The sequence below is a fragment of the Chitinophaga sp. genome, assembly GCF_036569125.1.
GTDB lineage: Bacteria > Bacteroidota > Bacteroidia > Chitinophagales > Chitinophagaceae > Chitinophaga.
This window is the reverse complement of the sequence record NZ_DATCRF010000610.1, coordinates 1-6,879: the sequence shown is the minus strand read 5'-3', so window position 1 is coordinate 6,879 and position 6,879 is coordinate 1. Positions and strand designations below refer to the sequence as shown.

Annotated in this window: 6 protein-coding genes; 1 reads left to right on the top strand and 5 read right to left on the bottom strand. The window is 47.1% G+C overall.

Annotated elements, in window-relative coordinates; genetic code table 11:
- The 5 genes from mnmE to VIM87_RS22780 form a co-directional block, all read right to left on the bottom strand.
- On the bottom strand, nucleotides 1-953 hold a 953-nt coding region (gene mnmE, locus VIM87_RS22800), incomplete at its 3' end, for a tRNA uridine-5-carboxymethylaminomethyl(34) synthesis GTPase MnmE (protein WP_331999236.1).
- 229 nt (nucleotides 954-1,182) lie between these two features.
- On the bottom strand, nucleotides 1,183-2,019 hold the full coding sequence (locus VIM87_RS22795; protein ID WP_217602500.1) for an energy transducer TonB: 837 nt from the start codon (nucleotides 2,017-2,019) through the stop codon (nucleotides 1,183-1,185).
- Nucleotides 2,020-2,066: 47 nt separating this feature from the next.
- Nucleotides 2,067-2,660, bottom strand: a complete 594-nt coding sequence (locus VIM87_RS22790; protein ID WP_331999235.1) for a biopolymer transporter ExbD — start codon at nucleotides 2,658-2,660, stop codon at nucleotides 2,067-2,069.
- A 75-nt stretch (nucleotides 2,661-2,735) separates the two neighbouring features.
- Entirely contained in the window at nucleotides 2,736-3,401 is a 666-nt protein-coding gene (locus tag VIM87_RS22785; RefSeq protein ID WP_331999234.1) for a biopolymer transporter ExbD, read from the bottom strand.
- A gap of 68 nt (nucleotides 3,402-3,469) precedes the next feature.
- Nucleotides 3,470-4,327, bottom strand: coding sequence for a MotA/TolQ/ExbB proton channel family protein (locus VIM87_RS22780; RefSeq protein ID WP_331999233.1), 858 nt, complete (start codon nucleotides 4,325-4,327; stop codon nucleotides 3,470-3,472).
- Nucleotides 4,328-5,031: 704 nt separating this feature from the next.
- Here VIM87_RS22780 and VIM87_RS22775 point away from each other — a divergent pair.
- A partial coding sequence (locus VIM87_RS22775; protein ID WP_331999232.1) for a zinc-dependent metalloprotease occupies nucleotides 5,032-6,879 on the top strand: 1,848 nt, incomplete at its 3' end.

Sequence of the window (6,879 nt, the reverse complement as noted above, 5' to 3'; positions counted from 1 at the left end):
GCTGCTGTTAGCTCGCTTACATCAAACAAATAGATCACCACACCCGCCTCTTTGATCTTCTCCAGGGTTTTTTGTACCCCAATGCTCTCAATGGTATCCACACTTTCGCGGATGCCGGCGGTATCGATCAAACGGAATAGGATCCCCTGGATATTCAGCACTTCTTCAATGGTATCACGGGTGGTGCCGGCAATATCGCTCACAATAGCACGATTCTCATTTAACAGGGTGTTCAGCAAAGTAGATTTACCTGCATTGGGCTTACCAACGATCGCTGTATTCACACCATGTTTTATCACATTCCCCATCCGGAAAGAATCCGTTAAATGCTGCACCACTTCCAGGGCAGTTTTGATCAGTGCATAAAGCTGGGTACGATCCGCAAATTCCACATCCTCCTGGCTAAAGTCCAGCTCCAATTCTATTAGGGCCGAAAAGCGGATCAGCTGCTCCCGCAAGGCCTGCAGCTCCCGGGAAAAACCACCCCGCATTTGCTGCATGGCGGTTTGGTGGCTGGCGGCGGAATGGCTGGCTATCAGGTCTGCTACAGATTCGGCCTGGGCCAGGTCCAGCTTACCGTTCAGGAAGGCGCGCATGGTAAATTCACCCGGTTTAGCCAGGCGGGCGCCGGCCTGTATACAGGCGTCTATTAGTTGCTGTTGTATGTAGGGGGAGCCGTGGCAGGACAGCTCTATTACATTTTCCCCGGTATAGGAACGGGGGCCTTTGAACAAGCTCACTACTACTTCATCAATGATCTTACCATCTGATACAATGCTGCCCACATGCAGCGTATGGCTGGCCTGCTGCAGCAGGTCTTTGGAGGGGAAGAGCCGGTTGCAGATGGCAATGGCCTGCGGGCCGCTTAAACGGATCACGGCAATAGCGCCTACGCCCGGAGCGGTGGCCAGCGCCACTATGGTATCATCGTATCCTGTGAGTTTGTTTGACATATAAGAGCGCAAAATTACGGTAAAAAGGAATGTCTTGCCGGATAACCGGATGTGCGCACAGGAATAGCAGGCTGATTATGCTCAGCAACGATCGGTCTTCAATACAGCTGACGAAGGAGAGCTTCGCCATTCCTCACCACAACGATCTGATCTCTCTTTTCAATTCCGTTAAAAAAAAATTCCCCACCGGTTGACCGGTGGGGAATTCAGTAATATCGTTTTAACAGTACTACTCTTGCAAAGTAAAGCGGATGGGCAGGTTAAACTGTACGGATACCTGACGGCCGTTCTGCTTACCAGGTTTCCATTTGGGCATGGTTTTCACCACGCGTACAGCTTCATCTTCCAGACCACCACCTTTTGCGGCGCCAACTGTTTTTACGTCTTTGATCGTGCCTTCAGAATCTACCACAAACTGCACAAATACAGTTCCGGAAATACCGTTTTCCTGTGCTACGCGCGGGTAACGGATGTTCTTGCTCAGGTATTTGGCCAGGGCTTCCTCACCACCCGGGAAGGTAGGAGGCTGCTCCACGAAGGTAAAGATCTCTTCTTTCGGCGGCGGGGGTGGTGCTTCTACCACACCGGTACCTTTACTGTCTTCCAGCAATCCCGGGTCAATACCGTTGGGATCACCTTCCATGGTTTTGGTACTTACCGCTTTATCCTTGATCTCTTCTACTTTTGGTGGTTCTTCTTCCGGCGGCACCTCGTTATCTTTCTTAATAACGGGTGGTGTAAACTGCACTGAAGGTTTCACCGGCGGGGGTGGTGCAGGCGGAGGAGGTGGAGGAGGAGGCGTTTTCGGATCATCCGGAAGCTTAATGTCTTCCATTTTGATCTGCTCAATCACGGGTTTCTTCGGATTTCTATCCTCGATACCTTTGATGATATTGCTGACAACATAGCCACCTACACACAAGAGCGCTACAGCGGCAGTACCCAGGAGGGCATTGCGTACGCGCTTCTCGTACTTTCTTCTTAGTTCATAAGCACCGTATTCTTTATTCCTGCCTTCAAACAGGATATCAAGAAAATCGGCCTTTAGTATTCTAGCTGAATCCATTGTCTGTTTTTTATAGATGGATGCAAAAAATCTGCTTTTTCCACAAATTACTGTGCGCCACCTGTATTAGCCGTTTCGGTTTGCCTGATCCATTGTTTATCCTGGTCGCTGATATCAACGGCAGCATAACGCTGGATACGATTAATGGCCATTTCATCCAATATATCCACAAAGTTCTTGTAAGTGGCGTCGTCATTGGCTTTAATGATCACTACCACGTCTTCAGGCTCACCTTTTGCATTCCGCAGCTGTGCTACTTCATCTCTTTTCTTGATGAGCACATCCCGGATACCGTTTTTGTTGGCAAAGGAAGTTGCCTTGAAAAAGTCCGGGTTAGCAGATGCGTTCGGGTCCTGGGCAAGACCGGCGTAGTAATATACACGGTTGTTCTTTCCAAGCAATATAGTAAGGGCAGTACTCTCTTTCACTTTATTCTGCTCCTTCTCATCTTTGGTATCCTTGGGCATGATCAAGTCCATGGTCTTGGGCTTGGACATGGTAGTGGTGAGCATGAAGAAGGTGATCAGCAAAAAGCCTAAGTCCACCATCGGCGTCATATCCACACGGGTAGAAAGCTTCTTCGATTTCGTTCCCTGGTGTTTCTTTCCACCACCACTACTGCTGGTATCCATTTCTGCCATAGTAGCTCTTTTTTTTAGTTTGTGATAGCAGCGCGCTTTCCGCGGAAAACACCTGCCGTTTACTGATGATGATGACTATTCTGATTTCTTAGCCGGTGCAGTACCTGCATTCGCCAGTGCTGCAGCAGTACCCGGAGGTATTGATTCCAGGCTGGTAACCAGGTTCAGCTTCTGTATCTTCAGATCCTTAAAGGTTTGCATGATCTCCTTTATCTTGGGATAAGGGGTACCATTATCTGCTTTAATACAGTATTGCAGCCTGGGGTTTCCACCCTGAGCAGTTCTGGCGTAGTTTACCCAGGTTGACAGCTCGTTATTCGCTGAATCAGAAGGGATCCCTGTTTCCAGGCCGGAAGTTTTACGTTCCTCAGCCTTCATATCCAGGTAAGCTTTCAGGTTCTTTATTTCAGTACCAACACTGGCGCCTACTATAAAGTTGTTCATGGCCTTTTGATCCAGATTCAGTTTGAACTGTGAGTTCAGGTCCTCGATCATCTTCTTGCGCTTGGGCTGACCGTCCATGCTGAAGAAGATCCTGCCTTTTGTGTCCACTGTGAACATGATCACATCGGAATCAGGAAGCAGTTTAGTGTTAATAGAGGACGGAGTAACCACAGTCACCGGCTCTTCGGGCTTAAACTTAGTGGCCAGCATAAAGAACGTCAGCAACAGGAACGCAACGTCGCACATTGCGGTCATGTCGATGGTTGTGCTCTTACGGGCCATTTTAACTTTTGGCATCTTTACTCCTTTTTAGTTTACTTTAAATAGATTCAAACCTGCTGGTTTTCCATACAAATAATTAAAAATTATTTGTGGTTAGCAGCAAAGCTCTGAGTTAAAGTAAAGCCAGACTCATCGATTGCATAAGTGATGCTATCAATGTTGGTAGTAAAATAGTTGTACATGATGATGGATACAGCAGAAGTACCGATACCCAGTGCAGTATTGATCAGGGCCTCAGAGATACCACCTGCCAGCTGAGCGGAATCAGGAGCACCACCGGTTGCCATTGAAGCGAACGCGCGGATCATACCCAATACCGTACCGAACAGACCTAACAGGGTTGCGATAGATGCGATAGTGGACAGGAACACCAGGTTCTTTTCCATCATCGGCAGTTCCAGCGCAGTAGTTTCTTCGATCTCATTTTTAATGGTCAGTATTTTCTGATCAGTATCCAACTCAGTGTTGGTGATCATTTCTTTGTATTTTTTCAGACCAGCTTTGATCACGTTACCAACAGAACCCTGTTGTTTGTCGCACTCAGCCAGTGCAGCATCAACATTCTTGTTAGCCAGGTGATACTGTACTTTACGTACCAGCTCAGCGCCGCTGAATTTACCTTTTGCTTTAGACAGGTAAAGAAAACGCTCGATCACGAAAGTTAAACAGATCAATAATACAGAAATAAGAACCGGTACGATAGGTCCACCCTGATAAACTGTGCCAAACCATTTACCAATGCCTTCTTCAACTGGATGCCCGCCTACAACGCCACCCTGAAAGTTTGCCGGGCTACCTAATACAAACATGTAAAAGAGTATACCGATCGCTAAACAAATAGGAACGGCTAATGCCGCAAACACATTAGATGATTTCTTAGGTTGATGAGAAGTGGTCGTTTTGGCAGCAGCTGCAGTCACAGTTGTTTTAGTCTCAGCCATGTTGATTGAATTTTAGTGTTAAAAATTAAACTATGGTTTTTTAGTATTTCCGTTTAGATTGAATTATTAAATGTAACAACTACAATTACGGCTTTCGCAAATATTAGACGGTTGCCTTAAAAAAACAAGTGCTGCTCAAAAAATCTCACAAAATTTAATCTCTCCACAAAAGCCCGTTGCAGGCCTTTAACCTCCGAATTGATTGAGCATACACTTAAAACACAAATGAGTGAGCAACAATGTCTAATGGCTATTTCTAAACCTGTATTGTTACTGTCCTTGAAAATCGAAATTTATTGATTTTTTTTCAAAGTTGGACGCACAATTTAAGGAAATTTTTAAATGTTCCAACAAATTTTATCACTATTCACATTTAATTCCCTTCAGCCACAGTAGCTGTTTTTAACTTATCGCCCCGCTAAAAACATGCCCTTCCCCACCCTTAGGCCCTCTAATTCATCACAATAGCTGAAAACGGCTGTTATATATCAAAGACAATATTAATATAATAATGGTAAATTACTAAATTTAAAAGTCCCTGGCCATTGACGTGGTCAATATACTGCTATTATTTCCATTCCTAAGACAATTGTAACGTTTATGGAATTTCCTGATAAGTTACTGCATTATATATTTATTTGCAACAACGGATAAAATAAACATATCCGTTCAGAAATCAACCCTTTTGATCAAACACTATGAACATGCATGTAAGAAGCAGGTCTGTTGCGGTAGCAGCAGTCCTATGCTGTGTAAGCCTGGCACTTAGCGCACCGGCATCTGCACAAAGGAAAAAGAAAAAACAGGCGGTAACCGCCGGCGCAGCAAAGGACACTACCGGCAAACCACCCATTATACCACCGCAGGGCACGCCTAAGGCCAATCCCAAGCAATTCAGCGAGCTGATTACCTCCAAAGCAAAAGCTGATTCCGGCCTGTTCAACATTTATAAGCTGGATGACAAGGTATATTTTGAAATAGGCGATTCCCTGCTGGGCCGCGATATCCTGGTGGTGAACCGCATCTCCAAATCCGCCGCCGGACTGCGCTCCTTCTTTTACGGCTACAGCGGCGACCAGATCGGTGAGAACGTGATCCGCTTTGAAAAAGGACCCAATAACCGCATTTTCCTGAAGAACGTTTCCTACAGCGAAATATCAAAGGATAGCACCCAGCCCATGTTCAATGCGGTAATGAACTCCAACATACAGCCCATTGCCGCTGCCTTTGATATCAAAGCCTTTTCAAAAGATAATAACGGCAGTGTTATAGACCTCACAGACTATATTAATGGTGATAACGAGATCCTGTTCTTTGACCAGCGTATGAAAACAGGCCTGCGCCTGGGTGGCGTGCAGCCTGATAAATCTTACATTGTGGATGTACGCTCCTACCCCATTAATACAGAGATCAAAACCGTTAAAACCTATTCCAAAAGCGGCGGACCTGCTGCTCCCGGTTTTCCGCCTGCTGCCGGCGGCAATGCTACCCTGGAGCTGAACAGCTCCCTGGTACTGTTACCCAATGTACCCATGCAGCCCCGGTACTTTGACCCACGCGTAGGCTTTTTCACCACCAGCGTAACCGATTTTGATGCAGATCCCCAGGGTGTAAAACGCCTGCAGATGATCACCCGCTGGCGCCTGGAGCCAAAAGATGAAGACCTGGAAAAATACAAACGCGGTGAGCTGGTAGAACCTAAGAAACCTATCGTATTTTATATAGATCCCGCTACACCGGCCAAATGGCGCAAGTACCTGATACAAGGGGTGAACGACTGGCAGGCCGCCTTTGAACAGGCCGGCTTCAAAAACGCCATCCTGGCTAAAATGGCGCCTACTGCCCAGGAAGATTCTACCTGGTCTCTGGAGGATGCCCGCTTTTCTGCTATCGTGTACAAGCCCTCTGATATTGCCAATGCCAGCGGTCCGCATGTGCACGATCCCCGCTCCGGCGAAATACTGGAAAGCCACATTAACTGGTACCATAATGTAATGCGCCTGCTGCGCAACTGGTATTTTGTGCAATGCGCACCCAATGATCCCCGTGCCCGCACCATGGAGTTTGATGATGAGCTGATGGGAGAGCTGATCCGCTTTGTATCCTCGCACGAAGTAGGCCATACCCTGGGCCTGCGGCATAACTTCGGATCCAGCTCCGCCTACCCGGTAGAAAAGCTGCGCGATAAAGCCTGGGTGGAAAAGAACGGCCACGCTCCTTCCATTATGGACTATGCCCGTTTTAATTATGTAGCACAGCCGGAAGATGGTATTACCGGCGCCGACCTGTATCCCCGTATTAACTTTTACGATAAATGGGCTATTGAATGGGGCTACCGCGAGATCCCGGAAGCCGCCACCGCAGAAGCTGAAAAGCCCATCCTGAATAAATGGACCATCAACCGCTTAAAAGATAAACGTTACTGGTTTGGTACAGAAAGCAACCCCGATGATCCGCGCTCACAGAACGAGGACCTGGGAGATGATGCCATGAAGGCCAGCTATTACGGCATTAAGAACCTGCAGCGCATTATTCCCAACCTTATGGCCTGG

Bases quoted from the DNA above. Each gene is read 5' to 3' on its own strand.
- VIM87_RS22780 (WP_331999233.1), bottom strand. From the start codon at position 4,327: ATGGCTGAGACTAAAACAACTGTGACTGCAGCTGCTGCCAAAACGACC.
- VIM87_RS22795 (WP_217602500.1), bottom strand. From the start codon at position 2,019: ATGGATTCAGCTAGAATACTAAAGGCCGATTTTCTTGATATCCTGTTT.
- VIM87_RS22790 (WP_331999235.1), bottom strand. From the start codon at position 2,660: ATGGCAGAAATGGATACCAGCAGTAGTGGTGGTGGAAAGAAACACCAG.
- VIM87_RS22785 (WP_331999234.1), bottom strand. From the start codon at position 3,401: ATGCCAAAAGTTAAAATGGCCCGTAAGAGCACAACCATCGACATGACC.